This window comes from Enterovibrio norvegicus DSM 15893, from assembly GCF_900115495.1.
GTDB lineage: Bacteria > Pseudomonadota > Gammaproteobacteria > Enterobacterales > Vibrionaceae > Enterovibrio > Enterovibrio norvegicus.
In genome coordinates, this window is sequence record NZ_FOWR01000004.1 from 160,552 (window position 1) to 178,924 (window position 18,373).

General features: G+C 47.1%; 18 protein-coding genes. 12 read left to right on the top strand and 6 right to left on the bottom strand.

Annotated features, from left to right (window positions below; translation table 11 throughout):
• Positions 1–76: 76 nt before the first annotated feature.
• Complete coding sequence (locus tag BM082_RS03960) at positions 77–751, bottom strand: glutathione S-transferase (protein WP_074925385.1); 675 nt, start codon at positions 749–751, stop codon at positions 77–79.
• A 184-nt stretch (positions 752–935) separates the two neighbouring features.
• On the opposite strand from BM082_RS03960, the gene BM082_RS03965 reads away from it, so the two are divergent.
• Positions 936–3,188: a peptidase U32 family protein gene (locus tag BM082_RS03965; protein WP_074925386.1), complete on the top strand. Its 2,253-nt coding sequence runs from the start codon at positions 936–938 to the stop codon at positions 3,186–3,188.
• A gap of 133 nt (positions 3,189–3,321) precedes the next feature.
• Here the strand turns inward: BM082_RS03965 and BM082_RS03970 are convergent, their stop codons facing one another.
• The 4 genes from BM082_RS03970 to BM082_RS03985 all read right to left on the bottom strand — a co-directional run bounded on the left by BM082_RS03970 (position 3,322) and on the right by BM082_RS03985 (position 6,726).
• The gene (locus BM082_RS03970) at positions 3,322–4,098 is read right to left on the bottom strand and encodes a siderophore-interacting protein (RefSeq protein ID WP_017015284.1); all 777 of its coding nucleotides are present in this window, start codon (positions 4,096–4,098) and stop codon (positions 3,322–3,324) included.
• Positions 4,099–4,261: 163 nt separating this feature from the next.
• Positions 4,262–4,567, bottom strand: a complete 306-nt coding sequence (locus BM082_RS03975; RefSeq protein ID WP_017015285.1) for a hypothetical protein — start codon at positions 4,565–4,567, stop codon at positions 4,262–4,264.
• 251 nt (positions 4,568–4,818) lie between these two features.
• Complete coding sequence (locus BM082_RS03980; protein ID WP_017015286.1) at positions 4,819–5,952, bottom strand: Gfo/Idh/MocA family protein; 1,134 nt, start codon at positions 5,950–5,952, stop codon at positions 4,819–4,821.
• A gap of 66 nt (positions 5,953–6,018) precedes the next feature.
• Positions 6,019–6,726 carry a GntR family transcriptional regulator gene (locus BM082_RS03985; RefSeq protein ID WP_017009967.1) on the bottom strand — a complete coding sequence of 236 codons (708 nt, stop codon included), beginning with the start codon at positions 6,724–6,726 and terminating at the stop codon, positions 6,019–6,021.
• A 260-nt stretch (positions 6,727–6,986) separates the two neighbouring features.
• Between BM082_RS03985 and BM082_RS03990 the strand changes: the two genes are divergently transcribed.
• The 6 genes from BM082_RS03990 to BM082_RS04015 all read left to right on the top strand — a co-directional run bounded on the left by BM082_RS03990 (position 6,987) and on the right by BM082_RS04015 (position 12,648).
• Positions 6,987–8,144, top strand: coding sequence for an LLM class flavin-dependent oxidoreductase (locus BM082_RS03990; RefSeq protein WP_017009968.1), 1,158 nt, complete (start codon positions 6,987–6,989; stop codon positions 8,142–8,144).
• Positions 8,144–9,046, top strand: a complete 903-nt coding sequence (locus BM082_RS03995; RefSeq protein ID WP_017015287.1) for an aldo/keto reductase — start codon at positions 8,144–8,146, stop codon at positions 9,044–9,046. Before BM082_RS03990 ends, BM082_RS03995 begins: the two co-directional genes overlap by 1 nt.
• Positions 9,043–9,519 carry a flavin reductase family protein gene (locus tag BM082_RS04000; RefSeq protein WP_017009970.1) on the top strand — a complete coding sequence of 159 codons (477 nt, stop codon included), beginning with the start codon at positions 9,043–9,045 and terminating at the stop codon, positions 9,517–9,519. Before BM082_RS03995 ends, BM082_RS04000 begins: the two co-directional genes overlap by 4 nt.
• Positions 9,519–10,094: a TRAP transporter small permease gene (locus tag BM082_RS04005; RefSeq protein ID WP_074925387.1), complete on the top strand. Its 576-nt coding sequence runs from the start codon at positions 9,519–9,521 to the stop codon at positions 10,092–10,094. The genes BM082_RS04000 and BM082_RS04005 overlap by 1 nt, the downstream gene beginning before the upstream one ends.
• Before the next feature lie 91 nt (positions 10,095–10,185).
• Complete coding sequence (locus BM082_RS04010; RefSeq protein WP_017009973.1) at positions 10,186–11,472, top strand: TRAP transporter large permease; 1,287 nt, start codon at positions 10,186–10,188, stop codon at positions 11,470–11,472.
• A gap of 87 nt (positions 11,473–11,559) precedes the next feature.
• Positions 11,560–12,648 (top strand): TRAP transporter substrate-binding protein, encoded by a 1,089-nt coding sequence (locus tag BM082_RS04015; protein ID WP_017015289.1) that lies wholly within the window; start codon positions 11,560–11,562, stop codon positions 12,646–12,648.
• Between the two features lie 171 nt (positions 12,649–12,819).
• Here BM082_RS04015 and katG read toward each other — a convergent pair whose 3' ends face one another.
• Positions 12,820–15,033 (bottom strand): catalase/peroxidase HPI, encoded by a 2,214-nt coding sequence (gene katG, locus BM082_RS04020; protein WP_074925388.1) that lies wholly within the window; start codon positions 15,031–15,033, stop codon positions 12,820–12,822.
• A 700-nt stretch (positions 15,034–15,733) separates the two neighbouring features.
• On the opposite strand from katG, the gene BM082_RS04025 reads away from it, so the two are divergent.
• The 5 genes from BM082_RS04025 (at position 15,734) to BM082_RS04045 (ending at position 18,019) form a co-directional block, all read left to right on the top strand.
• Positions 15,734–16,156, top strand: coding sequence for a VOC family protein (locus tag BM082_RS04025; RefSeq protein ID WP_074925389.1), 423 nt, complete (start codon positions 15,734–15,736; stop codon positions 16,154–16,156).
• A gap of 34 nt (positions 16,157–16,190) precedes the next feature.
• The gene (locus BM082_RS04030; protein ID WP_017015292.1) at positions 16,191–16,595 is read left to right on the top strand and encodes a VOC family protein; all 405 of its coding nucleotides are present in this window, start codon (positions 16,191–16,193) and stop codon (positions 16,593–16,595) included.
• Positions 16,596–16,636: 41 nt separating this feature from the next.
• Positions 16,637–17,173, top strand: a complete 537-nt coding sequence (locus BM082_RS04035; protein WP_074925390.1) for a GNAT family N-acetyltransferase — start codon at positions 16,637–16,639, stop codon at positions 17,171–17,173.
• Positions 17,121–17,435 (top strand): hypothetical protein, encoded by a 315-nt coding sequence (locus BM082_RS04040; RefSeq protein WP_133149694.1) that lies wholly within the window; start codon positions 17,121–17,123, stop codon positions 17,433–17,435. The genes BM082_RS04035 and BM082_RS04040 overlap by 53 nt, the downstream gene beginning before the upstream one ends.
• 125 nt (positions 17,436–17,560) lie before the next feature.
• Entirely contained in the window at positions 17,561–18,019 is a 459-nt protein-coding gene (locus tag BM082_RS04045) for an Mpo1 family 2-hydroxy fatty acid dioxygenase (RefSeq protein ID WP_017015295.1), read from the top strand.
• The last annotated feature ends 354 nt before the right edge of the window (positions 18,020–18,373 follow it).

The following is an 18,373-nucleotide window of genomic DNA, read 5'->3' on the forward strand; positions in this document are numbered from 1 at the left end:
TTGTTACTTGGCCTTTTTGTTTTTCATGTGTGTGAGTTTTTGGTGCGAAAAAGATCGTATTAAAAGATGTCTCTCTTTAACAATACTTCCCGTCAGCAAGATTAAACCCAAATAAAACTCCCTCATCATTCTCATTCCATTTTGGATGGCTCACCATCGCTTTAGAAAATAGCGGATCATTGTAATGATTAATCAGCCATGCGCGTAAATGGGGAAGTGGTGATTGGGCGTACCATTTTTTATCGACGCGAGAGAATTGGCGGATAAAAGGAAGAATGGCGTAATCCACCAAGCTTGGTGAATTACCCATGATATACGCATGTTGAGAGAGCTTATTTTCAATGTCTACTAACCATTCGCAGCATCTATAACGCCATTCGATTGCATTGTCATCGTGGTAGCGGGAAGCAGCGCGGTATTTTTGCAAAGCATGGACAAAATCGGAATCGCTGCTTTGTATTAAGCGCAACATGAGGGGCAGTTGTTGGTCATCGTGGGAATAGAGGAGGTTGCTAGGATCAGATAAAGATAACGCCCATACCATCACATCAATGCTTTCTTCTATCACTGTGCCGTCTTGGCACTGCAAAACCGGAACCGTGCCTTTTGGTGAAATAGACAGCATCTCTTGCGGTTTATTGTTCATGTCGATATCACGGAGCTCTACTACTTGACGAGCGTGGAGTATTCCGAGACGAGCTCGCATGGCATAGGGGCATTGTCGCAATGAGTAAAGAATCGGCGCTGTCATCGGCTAAGTACCTAAAAAACGTTGGCTTGTTTGACATCTTATCGGATAGAAGGAGGGGATTCACGAAGATTTCTATCATGATCTAGGTCAAGAAAAGCGTTCGTGTGTGGCAATGAAAGCGTGAGGCGAGTAGAATACTCCCTCAAAAATTACTACATAAAATACCGAAGCGAGCAATCTCACAATGAGTAGAAAACTTGAATTATTGGCACCAGGCGGTGATGTCGAAGCGATCAAAGCGGCCATCGTTGCAGGGGCAAATGCCGTTTATTGTGGCTTAGATATATTCAACGCCCGTAATCGCGCATCCAATCTTTCATTTGATGAGCTAAATGGCGTATTACGACTGGCTCATGAATACGGTTGTGAAGTATTTCTGACGCTAAATGTGGTTATTTTAGAACGTGAGATTAAATCACTTGTAAAGTTGTTAAATCAACTCGTGAATACAACGATCGATGGCATTATTGTACAAGATCTCGGTGTGTTTAATTTGGTGAAAAAATATTTCCCAACATTAGATGTTCACGCTTCTACACAGCTAACCACGCACAATGAAGGTCAATTGCAGTTCTTAAGTAAGGTGGGTGCTTCGCGCGTTAACTTATCTCGTGAACTTAATATTGATGAAATTAAAGAAATGACGGCAGTGGCTCATGAACATGACATGCTCACGGAAGTGTTTGTTCATGGCTCTTTGTGTATCGCCTTCTCTGGTCAATGTTATTCAAGTTCAGTTAGCGTCGGTAACTCGGGCAACCGTGGGCGTTGTAGCCAAGCGTGTCGTGACGAATATGAAGTGACAAACGTTGGCACAAAATACCCGCTCAACTTGAAAGACAATTCAGCCTATTTTGATCTTCCTGAATTGGTTGAGGCGAAAGTCGACTCACTGAAAATTGAAGGTCGTATTAAAGGCGCGCACTACGTTTACACTGTTGTTGAGAACTGGCGTAAGAACATCAACAAATTTGTAGAAACGGGCGAATTGTATGAAGACGACTCGAACCTGCACAAAGTGTTTAACCGTGGGCTAACGAACAAGTTTCTGAAAGGCAACTTAACCAGAGACATGTTTATCGATAACCCGCGTGATAACAGCGTGAATTATGCGGTTGAAAAAAATAACGCGATTGATGTTGTTCAGATCCAGGACGTGAGAAAAGACCTTTATAACGACAAGAACGCAATTGGCGCGACGCTTGAAGATAAAGTGAAGGGCTTAGACATTGATAAAATTGCGATTACCATTGCGTTCAAAGCAACAGTGGGTGAACCGCTTACTGTAGTTGTGACACCAAGCAAAGGTGTTCAAGACGCATTTGAAGTGACGACCACTTCGCTGCTCCGTGAAGTGAGCGAAAAGGCAATCACATCCGTTGAGTTAGAGAAACGCTTTAAAGGGGTGATCACCCCAAATTACGAACTGCTTGGATATGATTTCTCAGATCTTGACGAAAACCTCTCGGTTCCTTTAAGAGAAGTGACGGAATTGAAAGATCGTGTCGCATTCTTGTTGAATGGCTCCAAAGCGTTGATCAAACACGTTGATGTGCCAGCATTGCCACAGCAAGTGAAAGTGGCTGAGAAGCCAACGCTTTCGATGCTGATTGCGGATGTGGCAGATTTGAATGTGTGTGATGTGACAGACGCAGATATTTACTTCAAGTTGCCTGAAAGCTTTAAAAAGCGTGACCGTAAATACATCAATATTTTCCTAGAAAACCCACGCCTGATTCCATGGTTCCCTGCGGTACTGATTGGCAAAGACTATGACGAAGCAGTCAAAGTGCTAGAAGAAGTGAAGCCTGCGCGAATTGTCACGAACAATACAGGTATTGCTTACAAAGCGTATGAGATGGGGATTGAGTGGGTCGCGGGTCCATTCTTAAACACCACAAACTCACATGCTCTCGTTACGATGAAAGAATCGCTAAATTGCGCAGGTGCCTTCATCTCTAATGAAATCAATAGAATGCAAATTAAGGATATTCGTCGTCCTGAAAACTTCAAATTGGCTTACAGCATTTATCACCCGATTTTGATGATGACGAGCCGTCAGTGCTTCTTCCAGCAGACGGTAGGTTGCAACAAGCCAGCCATTGAAGCGGGTTGTATGCTGCGATGTGAAAAAGCGACCACCATAACGAATGTAAAGGGCGTTTCATTCGCAGTGGACAAGCAAAAAGGCGGTTACCCAAGCATTTATAACCACGAGCAATTCTTGAACATGGATATCGTGACCGATTTGTCGCACCTGTTTGATGAGTTCTTTATTGATTTAACTAACATTGGCGGCGGCTCTAAAGAGAAGGCTGACAAAGTAGAGTTGGTTAATCATTTTGAGAAACTGATTAATGGTGATATCACGGTACGAGAAGAGCTATTTACAATGGTTCCTATCAACACCAATGATCAGTACCAGCAAGGCCTATAGAGCCTACGGCTACTAGGTTCTAGCGTGAGAAACAAAAAACCGCGATCATGATTCGCGGTTTTTTGCGTTATAAAGGACTCATCATGTGTCCTTTTATGGAGTGCTCCGCTATTTCGTCAGAATCACACCAGGATCACGCCACGCCTTCTGCGTCTTTTTGCTTGATCACTTTGTGGCCTTCTTCGGTCACCCCATTTTTCCAATAGCTGCTGATGTAGATGTTATCTCGATCGACGTCTTTTTCGTTGCGGAAGTATTGGCGGAGTTCGCGCATCGTGTCGAATTCGCTCGCACTCCAGACGAATACGTCGCCGTTTAGCCATGCTTTTTGCTTCGCTCGAACAGCCAGAGATTCACTTTTGCCTGCGACCACCCAATCAAACTCGATCCCTTCAGGTGCCTCAAGCGCTTGAATGTCTTCTTTGGACAGCACCTCAACCACGGCATAGCCTTTTGCGTTGTCCGGCAGGGTTTTGAGTTTTGCTGACAGTGCAGGTAGGGATGTCATGTCAGCGACCATGAAGAACCAATCCGCTGCACTGTTGATGTTTTGAATCGTGCCAGGGCCTGCGATGTTAATGGTGTCGCCGGGTTTTGCGTTTAATGCCCAACGCGCCGCATGGCCACAACCGCAATTATCGACTTCATGACGTACAAAATCGACGGTCATTGTTTGGGTCATGAAGTCGAGTGTTCGAATGGTATAGGTGCGCATGACAGGACGCTCACCGTCGGCTAGGTTGCTTAAATCCGCGCTGCCTTCTTTTGTAAACATCAATTTGATGTAGCCGCCTTCACAATCAGCAGGAAAGCGAGCCAATCCCTCACCATGGAGCTCAATGCGTTGCATGTTAGGCGTGATTTGCGTGCTGGATTGAACAACAAGCGATGTAGGGCTAGGTTTCTTCATTCATTGTCTCTTTGTTTTTATGCGTGTTTATTGTCATTACCTGCTCACAATATCGTCACACCCCTTACGCTGTCAATGATAATTATTCTCATTTGAGTTTAATTCAAAAAAAAGCCCTTACACACAAGTAAGGGCTTTCGTTATACGTGGTTACTGGGCTCGATTATCTTTCGCCGGTAATAAAGCGCTTAACACTTTGACTGTTACCTTCGTTATCAGTAACAGTAAACTCTACATATTGTGAGCGCTGTGATACCAAGTTATAGAAGGTTGAGCCTTCGTCATTTGTTACCGCAGAGAATTTATTGGCTGTTACCGTTGCACCTTCAATTGGTGTGCCATCTCGAAAAACTTTTACGGTCGCCGAACCGTCATTAACGTGCACCGAAACGTCTAGGTTATGGCTAGGCATCGCAGTTGCCGTCATTGAAGCAAGAATAAGGCTTAGAGCTGTTAGAGTTGTTTTCATGATCGTATCTCCTACATGGGTGATAGTTGTTTTGTTATCGGATGCAGTAACGATAGGTCAGTGACGAACAGAAAAAAATGGGATAATTTTGTTGATCTTGTTCAAATACTCTGTGCAAGATTATGTAAAATTACCGGTCAAACTTACTCATAATAAATAAATTTCACACTTTTCAGCGATTACTATCGACAGTGTTAAATGAATAAAGGGCCTGTCTCCAACAATAGCTAAGTTGAAGTCTGAGCTTGAGGTTATCCCTCAAACCCTAGCCCACCTTGAGTAATATTGATCACCTTGTGTCGCTTGATTGCCTCTTGTGCGGCGAGGCCGAGTACAACCGCTTTAAGACCGTCTTCCAGCGTCACTTCCACAGATTGCTCACCCAAGATGGCGCGCTGAAATTTCTGGTGTTGATAGAAGGTTGAACCGTTGTGGTCACCTGCTTCTAGCAATTCTGGATCGACAGGTACATCCATCTGTTTTGGCCCTTTCGGATTGCGAGGGCTAGAGATGACTTTTGAAACAGGAGCTTCTCCAAGCGTTTCCGTTGGCCAAAAACGACCAGGCCCAGGGACGAAGCATTCAATTTTTCCCGCATCCCCCACGGCACAAATTTCTTCTTGGTAGCGTGAACCTTCTGCAAACATGCAAAGTTCCAAACTGGCTCGCGTACCGTTACCAAACTCTACGGTGACGAAAGCATTGTCGAGAATGTCAGGTGTTTGACCGTCATATTGTTCGTCACGGTGGTTCACGGCTTGGCTGCCAGAGCCGAATACACGAACCGGATTGGCTTGGGTTAGTAAACGCATGAGATCGAAAAAGTGACAGCATTTCTCAACCAGGGTGCCGCCTGTTTTGTGGTTGAAGCGGTTCCAGTCATCCACTTTCTCTAGGAAAGGAAAACGGTGCTCGCGAATCGAAAACAGATGACGCTGACCGACTTCGCCGTTATCGAGCAATGAGAGTAACTTGGTGATCGGCGGCATATAACGGTATTCCATCGCCACCCAAATAGGAGAAGGGTGTGTTGCAGCAGCGTCGAGCAGCAGGTTTACGTCTTCGATGCGCGTGCAAATGGGCTTTTCAATCAGTATGGGTAGAGAGCAGCGGCTCAACATGCCCAATAATTGCTCTGCATGCTGGTAGTTAGGTGTGGCCACGACAATGGCATCGACATTGTTTGTTTCCATCAAGGCGTCTAAGTCATCAACACAGGTTGCTTCTGGCACGAGTGTGTGGGCAAGCTCGCGCATTTCAGCGTTAGGTTCGGCCAATACAGTGATTTCGACATTGTCTAACAGTTGAATATTGCGAATGTGCTCGCGTCCCATCATGCCGCACCCGAGAATACCGTAGCGAAGAGGGGTTCCTTGTTGTGTCATTGCATTGTCCTTATGAAAAATGGGAGGAATACCGTCAAGACCGATTGTTATAAAAAACGATAGTTATTAAGACCATCGTGCGGCGTAACGGACGGTATGGGGATCAAACCAAGTGAATGAGACTTCTTCGATGCGGTCTCGGTTGGACCAACTCATTCGTTCGATATAGCCGCAGGGTGAGCCTTCAGCTAACTCAAATTCTTTGGGCTTCCAATCTGGCACGTTACTGACAGTGATGCTGTCTTGAACACGGGAGATCCAAAACCCCAACTTCTCGCGGTAATACACGTAAAGTGATTCCACTAATTCTTGCGGGTCTATGGCAGTACGGTGTCGCCCATCGATCCAAATTTCTTCTACTGCAGCGGGTTTTTGATCAAGACGACGCAAACGGCGAAATCGCCACAATGGCGCATTCGAAGGCAGGCTGAGTAAAGAGGCCACATAGGTGTTCTGCATTTTATCTACACTAAGAAAATCCGCATTCGGCAACCCGCCACCGCTTTGCAGTTCTAACCTGAAAAAGTGGTAGATGGCATTGTCGCTCAATGTTTCTTTTACATAGGTGCCAGAACCTTGTTTTCGTTCTAAAAGCCCTTTGTTTTCCAATTCTGCGAGTGCTTTGCGGAGCGTGCCTGTCGCAACCCCCAGTTTTTTTGACAATTCTGCTTCCGTTGGCAATCGCTCGCCTGGCAGCCAATAGCCAGCGGTGATTTCTCTGTGCAACAGCTCGCTAATTTGAATGAACAGGGGTAATCGGATTGATTCACTCATTTCTAAAAATTCTCGAAATTAATAAATGCTTTTAATTTAATGGTTTACCGCTCGCTAGCGATATCTTAGTGCTAAATCAACATCAAATTCATTCAGCATTGATTTACTTTTCATATTTATCTTATAGCATTATTTAACAAATCATTCACTATTCATTTACCTTGTGGGTATTTTCGCATGGAGCGTTAGGTGCTGATTGTTAAGCACTTTCGGTGTGCGTGAATTGAGTTTAAAAAGAAAAAAGAGCGGGAGATTGGACAATGAGTGTAGTGCCCATCACAAGTGCAGGATTAGATGCCTCGGAGGTGTCTTGGTTTGCACCTATTTGCAGTGATGACTATCGCTATCTAGGTGTGCCAGATGGCAATTTGAGAAGTAATTGGGAAAACACGCGAGACATCGTACTCACCGCTGAAAAGCAGGGTTTTCGTAACATTTTATGTCCTTCGTCTTACCAAGTCGGGCAAGACACCATGACCTTCGCGTCGGCGATGGGTCCACTGACTGAGCGCATTAACCTGTTGGCTGCGATTCGTTGTGGTGAGGTTCATCCTGCGATGTTGGCACGCTCGGTAGCGACACTCGATCACATCATGAAAGGGCGACTCACCCTGAATGTGATTTCCTCTGATTTCCCCGGACAGAAAGAAGACAGCGCGTTTCGCTATCGCCGTTCGAAAGAAGTGGTTGAGATCCTGCGCCAAGCATGGACGCAAGATGAAATCCGCTACCAAGGCGAGATTTATAACTTGAGCGATTTGTCGACAGATCCGGTGCGCCCATATCAACAAAACGGTGGCCCGTTACTGTATTTCGGCGGTTACTCACCAGATGCCTTAGAGCTGTGTGGTTCTGAGTGTGATGTCTACCTGATGTGGCCGGAAACGCAAGACATGTTGGCGAATCGTATGCGCGCGGTGAATGAAGTGGCACAACGCCACAATCGCACCTTGGATTACGGATTGCGTGTTCACATGGTGGTGCGTGATACCGAAGCAGAAGCCAAAGAATATGCAGAGTCATTGGTTTCGAAGCTTGACGATGAATTTGGTCGCTCGATCAAAGAGCGTGCGTTAGATGCAACCAGCCTTGGTGTGGCGCTTCAGTCGAAGCAGCGTGAAGACGCAGACAAGTTTGGTTACACCGAATCGAACCTTTGGACGGGCGTAGGTCGCGCGCGCTCTGGGTGCGGTGCGGCCTTGGTAGGCAGTGTTGACCAAGTGCTGACCAAAATTGAGGAATACCAAAAAATGGGGATTCGCGCGTTTATCTTCTCGGGATACCCGCACAAAGACGAATGTGAAATTGTGGGCCAGAAAATTCTGCCACACCTGAAAACCTGTTCAATGCCAGAAGAATATGGCCGTGTGCCGGCAACAACACCAGCAACACCTTTGGGTGTGGGAGAAAGAAAGTAATGAAGTACACCCAACTGAACGACGCTTTACCTGCTTTTAGTCGCATTGTTTATGGCGCTTGGCGTTTAGCCGACGATGTTGATACCTCAGAAGCGAATGTCCGCGCGAAAGTCGATGCGTGTTTAGAGCAAGGCATTACCACGTTTGATCATGCGGATATTTACGGCGATTACGAATGTGAGGCGGTGTTTGGTCAAGTGTTGGCGAAAACGCCGTCACTGCGTGATCAAATACAGCTCGTAAGCAAATGCGACATCATGTTGCTGTCCGACAAATACGCCGATCGTCGCGTGAAGTACTACGATACCTCGCCAGCGCACATCCGCACGTCGGTACATAACTCGTTAAAACACCTGAATACCGATCACCTTGATTTACTGCTGATTCACCGTCCGGATCCTTTCATGGATCACCATGCCACTGGGCAAGCGCTGGATGCCTTGATTGATGAAGGCTTGGTGAAAGGCGTTGGTGTATCGAACTTCCAACGCTGGGATTGGGATTTACTCCAATCTGGCATGAAAAACCCATTGGTGACCAATCAAGTCGAAATGAGCTTGCTTGCGCGTGACAGCTTTACTGATGGCACCTTGGCGTTTATGCAGCAACACGGCATCAAGCCGATGGCATGGTCACCGCTTGCGGGTGGTGAGTTGTTTGGTAATGGCGAAGCAGCGCAGCGCGTGAAGCCATTGTTACAACGTGAAGCGGAGCGTTTTGGCGTAGGCATTGATGCGGTGGCGGTTGCTTGGTTATTGGCACACCCAGCGGGCATTTTGCCTGTGGTTGGCACCAATAATTTGGCACGTATTCGTACCGCAAGTGATGCACTGAAGGTGAACATTGACCGAGAAACATGGTTTGAACTCTTAACGGCAGCCGCCGGGGAGGAAGTGGCATGAGTAAGGAACTGCGCAACGCATTAGGACGCTTTGCAACGGGCGTGACGGTCATCACCGCACGCCATGAAGGCGAAGATTACGGGCTGACCTGTTCATCGTTCAATTCTGTGTCGCTTGAGCCTGCCATTGTGCTGTGGAGCTTAAACAGTGGGTCGTCGTCGAAAGTGCCGATCCTTGAATCGGGCGGTTACACGGTAAGTGTGCTTGCCGTGGAACACTCTGAGCTCGCGATGAAGTTTTGCCGCGGAAGCCACGAAGAACGTTTCAGCGATGTCGACATTGAACGTGCACCCAGTGGTCGCGCTATCATTTCTGGCGCTGTGGCGTGGTTTGATTGTGATATGCATGGCGTGGTGGCTGCAGGCGATCACGACATCATGCTGGGCAAAGTGACGGACTTTAGCTCTGGCCGTGAAGGTTCGGGGTTGGTGTTTGAACAAAGCCGATTTGGTCGTGTAGGAGAAGTGGCTTAATGGCATTTATGACGACGAGTTTAACCGCAATTTCCGCGATCAACGATCGCATCGGGAAGATTGGCTCATCGATCGCGTGGGTGTTGGTGGCGTTAATGGTCGGCAGCATTTTGCTTCAAGTGGTGTGTCGCTACGTGTTCAATTCCGCCCTACCTTGGCCGGAAGAAGTCGCGCGCGCATTGATGATTTGGATGATGGCATTGGTTGCTGGTGAAGCGTATCGAAAAGGCATGTTTGTCTCGATCGATATGATCCATAACTACTTACCTGCCAGCGTTAGCCGGTTCATCAAAATCTTTCTGCTTGCGCTGGCGTTTGCCGTGTTGGTTCAACTGTTCGTCGTTGCTCTTGAGTTTTTTGACCGCGGGTTTCGTACCCGCGCTGCGTCGTTTCCATTGAAACGCGCATGGATTTACCTCGCGATGCCTGTGTGCTTCGGCACCATGTTATTGGCGAATGTTGAATTGTTCCTTCGCGCTTTACTGCCAGGCAGTGCGTCGTCTGATGGTGATGCGTCTGAAGACAAAGGCGGTGATGAGGGAACATCCATTAACGCGAGTACGGAAAAAGGATAGCGGCGATAGCCATATTTATTGGCACGTCGATGGGTAACGTGAGGCATGAAATATGCCCAAACCCACGCTCAACATAGGGAAGTGGTTGTAAATGTTAATCCTGTTTTTACCTCTGTTCTTACTGATCCTCATGCTTGGCATGCCCGTGTTTTTTGCCCTGCTGACCGCGCCTGGCTTAATGCTGTATGCAGAAGGCATGGATCGCGATATTCCTTTGCTGTTCCGCAACATCTACAACGGCATTGATTCATTCCCACTGATGGCGATCCCCTTCTTTATGTTGGCGGGCGAGGTGATGAACCGAAGCGGTATCACCCTCAGCTTGGTGAGCTTTTCCCAGTCTTTGATTGGGCATGTGCGTGGCGGTTTGGCGCATGTGAATGTTATGTCGAGCATGTTGTTTGCAGGGCTATCAGGCTCTGCGGTGGCTGATACCTCTGCAATCGGCTCCATGATGATCCCTGCCATGGAAAAGAACGGGTACTCACGAAAATTTGCGGCGGCCATTACCGCGGCTTCGTCCGTGATTGGCCCGATCATTCCGCCTTCAGGCATCATGATCATTTATGCCTACACCATGGAAATATCTGTCGCAGCATTGTTTGCGGCGGGTGTGGTGCCAGGGCTGTTGATTGGTGGTGGGTTAATGGCGCTGATTGCCTTGATGGCGAAGAGCCAAAATTTGCCCATTGCCAGTGAAAAAGCGACGTGGCGAGAGCGTGGTGTGGCAACGAAAAATGCCTTCTGGCCGTTGCTCACGCCTGTGATCATTTTGGGTGGTATCTTAGGGGGTATTTTTACCCCGACAGAAGCATCGGCAATTGCCGTTGTGTATACCCTTGTCGTGGGAATGTTTGTTCTTAAAACCGTCAAATTGAAAGATATCCCAGACATCTTTACCAGCAGTGCAAAATCGTCAGCGGTTATCTTGTTGCTGGTGGGTTCCGCGCTGGCCTTTAAAACCGTGGTGTCGCTTTCTCACGCAGCAGAAGCCATGGCGGAGTTCACGCTGGGCATCAGTGATAACCCGCTGATCCTACTCTTCTTGATCAACATTTTACTCTTTGTGATTGGTATGTTCCTCGATGCCGGTCCTGCCATCATTATTCTTGGCCCAATCTTGGCGCCTGTTTTTATCAGCCTGGGTATCGACCCAGTGCATTTCGCCATCATCATGAGCGTCAATTTAACGGTTGGCCTTGCGACGCCGCCGATGGGCCTTGTGCTCTTTGTCGCCTCCAGTGTGTCTGGTGAAAAAGTGGAAACCATCTCCCGTGCCATTTTGCCGTTCTTGGCAGTCGAAGTATTGGTGATATTCCTGATTACGTTTTTCCCGGCTCTGTCTATGACTATCCCGCAGTGGTTAGGCTTGGCGTGAGTGGGTTTGTAAGCAACGGAGAACTGACGTTCTCGCCTTAACAAAGTCAGTGTTCGACTGGCTATCCACGGATGTGAAAGGTGAAGTATGAAAACAACAGTAAAAACAATGCATAAAGCATTGAAAGGAAGTGCTCTCGGACTGGCTGCTGTCATGTCGACAATGGCAATGACCGCGCCAACAATGGCCGCCGATTTTAACCTTCGTGCCGTCGCGAATTCGAACGAAAACGATGAAGATTATGATGGTCTTGTTGTCTTCAAGGATTTTGTTGAATCACACTCAAACGGCAAGATTAAAGTCGATCTTTTCATTGGTACCCAACTTTGCGGCAACGGCACCGAGTGCATCCAAGCAGTAGAAGATGGCTCTGTTGATGTTTATATTTCAACCTCTGGTGGCGCGGCTAACATGTTCCCGTATATCCAAGTGCTGGATCTGCCGTATGTATTGCCTGATGATCGAACCGCTGAAGCCGTGCTTCAAGGTGATTTTGTGCGTGAACTACGTAAAGAAATCCTCGCTGACACCGACAACAAATTGCGTTTGATGGCGATTGGTAACACGGGTGGTTGGCGTAATTTTGCTAACACCAAACGCACGGTAAAACAGCCAAGTGACATGGAAGGGTTGAAAATCCGTACCGTGGTGGCTGATTTGCCGCAGGAACTTGTTAAAGCGCTGGGCGCTAGCCCTACGCCAATCCCATGGCCTGAGCTTTACACCTCATTCCAAACGGGCGTGGTTGAAGGCTCAAAAAACGGCATTACTGACATCATGGGCATGAAGTTTCCAGAAGCGGGCCTGAAATATGTCACGCTCGATGGTCACGCATACATGTCAGCACTGTGGTACATGAATAACGAAGTGTTCATGGACATGCCTGTTGAGCAGCGCAAAGTGATCGTTGACGGTTTCCGCGCGTTGCAACAAGCAACGTTTGCGTCTCCGAAGCGTAAATCGATTGCCGCCTATGAAGCCTTCAAAAAATCAGGCGGTAAGCTTTATGTGCCATCGCCAGCAGACAAAGCCAAGTTCCAAGCAGCGGCTGCACCTGTGTACACCTGGTTCCAAGAGAACGTAGACGATGGCAAGAAGTGGTTTGATCTTCTGCAAGTTGAAGCTGATAAAGCCAAAGCGAAAATCGCTGCGGATGATAAAGCGGATTTGATGTAACCGCCTAAGCGCTGTTGCATTATCTGCATAAAACCAGCCGAGAGGCTGGTTTTTTTGTGCATTCATTTTATAGCCTGCAAGACAAAAAAAGAGCTCGACCAACCTTGGTTCGAGCTCTTTGGACAGGAAGCGACATTGGGATGAGATCGCTATGTCTTAAAGGAAGTTTCCTTAGTTTTTCAGGTCAAAGCGATCGTTGTTCATGACTTTTACCCACGCTGCGACAAAATCATCCACAAACTTCTGCTCAGAACCGTTTGATGCATACACTTCCGAGATTGAGCGAAGCTCTGCATTTGAACCGAAAATCAAATCGACTGGCGTTGCCGTCCATTTCTTATCACCAGAAGCACGGTCTGTACCCACATAGATGCCTTCCATGTCTGCTGATTTTGACCACTTGGTGGACATATCAAGCAAGTTCAGGAAGTAATCGTTGCTTAGGGTGCCCGGTTTGTCCGTAAACACACCGTTGGACGAGCCATCGCTGTTCGCGTTCATGGCACGCATACCGCCCACGAGTACTGTCATTTCTGGCACGGTGAGGGTAAGCAGGTCAGCGCGTTCAACCAATGCTTCTGCCGGAGAGCGATAGTTTTTCGCCGCATCAAAGTAGTTTCTGAAACCGTCTGCCGTTGGCTCAAGCACGGCGAACGATTCGACGTCCGTCATTGCTTGCGTGGCGTCAGTACGGCCTGGGTTAAACGGAACATCCGCTTTCAGCCCTGCGTCTTTCGCTGCTTTCTCAACGCCTGCTGCGCCTGCCAGCACAATCACATCAGCCAGAGAGACTTGCGTGTCGCCCGCTTGTTGGTTGAAGTCTTTCTGGATTTTGGTGAGTGCTTTCAGCACTTTTTGCGTCTCTTTCGGATTGTTTACAGCCCAATCTTTTTGAGGCTCAAGCTGCAAGCGCGCGCCGTTTGCACCGCCACGCATGTCTGTGCCACGGTAGCTGCCTGCTGATGCCCATGCTGTTTTAACCAGCTCAGGCACGCTCAAACCCGATGCCAGAATATCGGCTTTGATCTCGTCAGCTTGCTTGTCCGTGATGAGCGGGTGATCAACCGCAGGCACTGGGTCTTGCCATACCAGAATTTCTTCTGGGATTTCAGCACCGATATAACGTGCACGCGGGCCGAGATCGCGGTGATTGAGTTTAAACCATGCTTTGGCAAACGCGAGCTCAAAGTTTGCAGGATCCTCGCGGAAGCTCTCCGCAATGGCGCGGAACTGCGGATCTTCTTTGATTGCAATGTCTGTGGTGAACATGATTGGTGCATGGCGCTTGGTAGGATCGTGCGCATCAGGCACAAGCTGCGATGCGGCTTTTGAATCTGGGATCCATTGCTTGGCGCCCGCGGGGCTCTCTGTTAGCACCCAGTTGAAGCCGAACAGGTTATCAAGGTAGTTGGTTGTCCATTGCGTTGGTGTGACTGTCCATGCGCCTTCTAGGCCACTGGTAACGGTATCAGCCCCTTTGCCCGTACCACATTTGTTTTTCCAGCCAAAACCCTGCTCTTCAACAGGTGCTCCTGCTGGCGCTTCACCTAAACATTCTTCTGGCTTGTGCGCACCGTGCGCTTTACCAAAGGTGTGTCCACCAGCAATCAGCGCGACAATTTCTTCATCGTTCATTGCCATGCGGCCAAAGGAATGACGAATGTCTTTCGCGGCTAGAAGTGGATCAGGCACACCGCCTGGGCCTTCTGGGTTGACGTAGATAAGGCCCATCTGAACCGCTGCAAGGCCTTCTTTTAATTTGCCATTTTCATCACGACGTTCATCGGCGAGCATTTCTTCTTCTGGGCCCCAGTAAACCAGATCAGGTTCCCAATCATCTTCACGACCACCGGCAAATCCGAAGGTTTTAAAGCCCATTGATTCAAGGGCAACGTTGCCTGTTAGTGCCATCAAGTCAGCCCACGAAAGGCTTTCACCGTATTTTTGCTTCACAGGCCACAGTAAGCGGCGCGCTTTATCGAGGTTGCCGTTATCAGGCCAGCTATTGAGCGGGTCAAAACGTTGTTGACCACCGCCCGCACCGCCACGACCATCAGACACGCGATACGTCCCTGCTGCATGCCATGCCATACGGATGAAGAAGGGGCCGTAATGGCCGTAGTCTGCAGGCCACCAAGGTTGGGATTCAGTGAGTACAACGGAAATGTCTTTTTTAATGGCGTTCAGATCGAGCGTTTCGAATGCAGCAGCGTAGTCAAAGTCTTCGCCAAGCGGGTTTGATTCTTGGCCGTGATCACGAAGGGGTGCAAGATTGAGTTGGTCAGGCCACCAGAACTGGTTTGATTTTGGTTCGCCTTGCGCGAATGTTGGTGATGAAACCAATAGACCAGACAAGACGACCGAAATAAGGGTCTTTTTAAACATGTTACTATCCTCTTCCATGTATACGTGTGTGCAGATACAGTAATCCGCGCGTTATTTTTAAAATAAAAACACGTCTATTATTTAATTTAAGGAGTTAACGTCTCTTTGCTCGGTATTTCAGTGCAAATGACAAAACGCTGACACAGTGAATGTGACTTTAAAAAATCACAGTATTTACTTGGGTTAAGAGTAATATTTACACCGGAAAAACGCTCAATTTTCGTTCGGTTCACCTTGTCCTTTTTTTTATGCAAAAAGAGGCCTAGGTCAATCATGCGGAATGTTGACGATATAAATAATGCTAAATAAGTAACCACTTAATGTGTCATTTAGTTTGCCTGTAAAAAGCACCTCCTATTGTTGTGTCTAGAATGTTTGTCAGTAAAATGAGTATAGATAGTGTTGCAACAATTTATGAAAGGGATTATTTCGATGATGATAATAGAAAAAAACAATGAAAGTTATTGTGTCTTTTAGAAATGCAAAGTAAGTGGTTAAAAGTAAATGCTATTTTTATTTCATGTTCTATATTTTTTTAGATTTAATTGGGTGTAAGCTTCTACAATTAAATTGATTTGGTTAAATTATTATTTTTAAATGCAAGTTGTTTTATATTCTTATTTGTAAGATAATTTATCATAATTAAATCGTTAGAAATAATATATTTTAATTTGAGTGACAATGTAATGAGAGGAATAGCATGAAACAAGCGCTGATCCATGTAGCGATTGTGGTTAGAGATTACGACGAGGCACTCCAGTTTTACGTCAATAAGTTGAAGTTTGAGGTGGTAGAAGATACTTACCAGCCTGAACAGGATAAGCGTTGGGTTGTCATTTCTCCGCCGGGTTCGAAGGGCATGACACTGTTGCTTGCAAGAGCTTCTACCGAGGAGCAAAGCACCTTCATCGGTAATCAAGCGGGTGGCCGTGTGTTCCTATTTCTTTCTACGGATGATTTCTGGCGCGACTACAACCGAATGCGTGAAGAGGGCGTGCATTTTATCCGCGAGCCTATGGAGGCGGATTATGGCACGGTGGCCGTGTTTGAAGATCTCTATGGTAATCGCTGGGATCTTCTGCAGCTAACGCCTGAACACCCAATGGCTTCTCGACGCGTTTAAGAAAGCGATCGCCACATCATTTATTGGAGGCCATGTGAAAGTCAGTCATCTCGACCATTTAGTGCTTACTGTTACGGATATTAACGCCTCTGCGGATTTCTATCATCGTGTGCTTGGCATGAACATCGTTACTTTTGGTGATGGCCGAACGGCGCTTAGCTTTGGTCATCAGAACGTTGGCTACCAAAAGATAAACCTGCATCAAAAGGGCGCGGAGTTCCTGCCCCATGCGCGCCATGTTCAATCAGGAAGTGCTGACTTATGCTTCATCTTGTCCACCCCGCTGAGCGAGGCGGCTCAACACTTACGCCGCGAGGGTGTCGCCATTGAAGAAGGGCCAGTGCTGCGCACAGGGGCGCAAGGCGCGATTGAATCATTGTACTTTCGCGACCTTGATGGCAATTTGATAGAAATATCGAATTATGTGCATCCCGTTTGAGTGTGATGGACGCAGCTTTAAAGGCGTAAAGGATTAACGTTATGTTTACCACTGTTATCGATGAAGACATTTCACTCGCGCTTGTTCAACCTTCCTTTGCTCATGATTATTTCGACATTGTCAGTCGCGATAGGGAGTATTTGGCAAAATGGTTAGCATGGCCACCGCATGCCGATGGTGTTGCCTTTTTTGAAGGGTTTGTCCGACGCTCGCTTCATGATTACGCTGATGGGAAATCGTTAACCTGCGCGATGCTCTACCAAGGGGAGGTGGTGGGAAACATCAGTTTCAATACGATTTCTCATGACCTAAAGAAAGTGGAAATCGGCTATTGGATTTGCCAAAACCAGCAAGGAAAAGGCATTGTTTCTCGCTGCGTGATGGCACTTGTTCGCATAGCTTTTGAAACGCTTGGTATGGAAAAAGTGGAAATATCTGCTGCGACGGAAAATAAAGCCAGCCGCGCGATATGTGAGAGGTTAGGCTTCACATTGGAAGGTGTAATCCGACAGGCAGAAAAGCTGGATGATCGCATCGTCGACCATGCTGTTTATGGCCTTTATCGCGCGCGCGGGTGAAATGTCCCATTCAACGGACGAACAGGCAAAACCACTCACTTTTCTAAAAGGGGCGTTATTTCGGTGGCTCAATGCGAAAGCGTGGGTTGTAGCCACGGGAGCCATTGCCGCTTTCACCTCCGTCGGAGAGGGCTTTTATACACAAAACGCCATCATCGCGACAACCTTCTTTTTTGTGTCATTTCCCAGTGTGGGCATATGGCTGTTATTCGGCTCAATGCTGAAAAAGTGCTTATATATTGGCGAGAAGAAAGGTGTTTAACTACAGCATGTCACTGTTATTAGTATTGTCGGTCATACCGATCATTCGAGATATTGTATTGCACATCATGCCCTGAGCTGGTCAGCATGAAAAAATAGCGCTAACAAGAACAAGGAATGTTACGAATGAAATCGTTAGATCTATGGTTTGAGGAGTATGGCGAGAGCCACCAGAACCCCACTAACCAAAAAATTCATAAGGTCGCCGTTCCTGGGATTTTCTTTTCCGTGGCGGGCTTTTTATGGCTCATTCCGTCGCTATCTGTTGCGGGTGTGAACATAGCGCCGTATTTCATCGTGCTGGCATTTGTGCTGGGTTTCTACGCCATGATGTCAATCAAAGCATTCATCGTGATGACGGCTTTCTCCATGTTTTGTACTCTGATCTTAGTCCAGCTTCAACATGCCCAAGTGAGCGTGTTTGTGTTGTCATCGGCACTGTTTATCCCACTCTGGATACTGCAATTCGTTGGCCATCATATCGAGGGTAAAAAACCGTCTTTCTTTAAGGATATTCAGTTCTTACTCATTGGGCCGGCGTGGGTTTTTCATTTCTTCTTCCCTCTTACGAAACACGACAGTTAGTTTTTAACCCCTCAAAAAAGGCAAAAAAAATCCCAACCACCGATGATTGTGAGTTGGGCTGCTATCTTAGCTAAAAGAGAATGTTTACACGTGTTTATCCAAATAACCTGACATTCACTGTTTTTTCATCGTTAGGCTATCCAGAGAGTTAATCACTACATTCACGAGACTGTTTTCTGTTTATGCTGAATGTAATCAGCGCCAATGTACGGGAGGGTTGGTACTGATTTGTTTACATCTTGGTCACATAAAGTTTGGCTAAACGTGAAAGCGCTTTCAATGAAAAGATGATATTTGAACAAATTGCATAAATTAGAATGAATGAAGAATGAGTTTTACGAGGGTTTTGTTTGA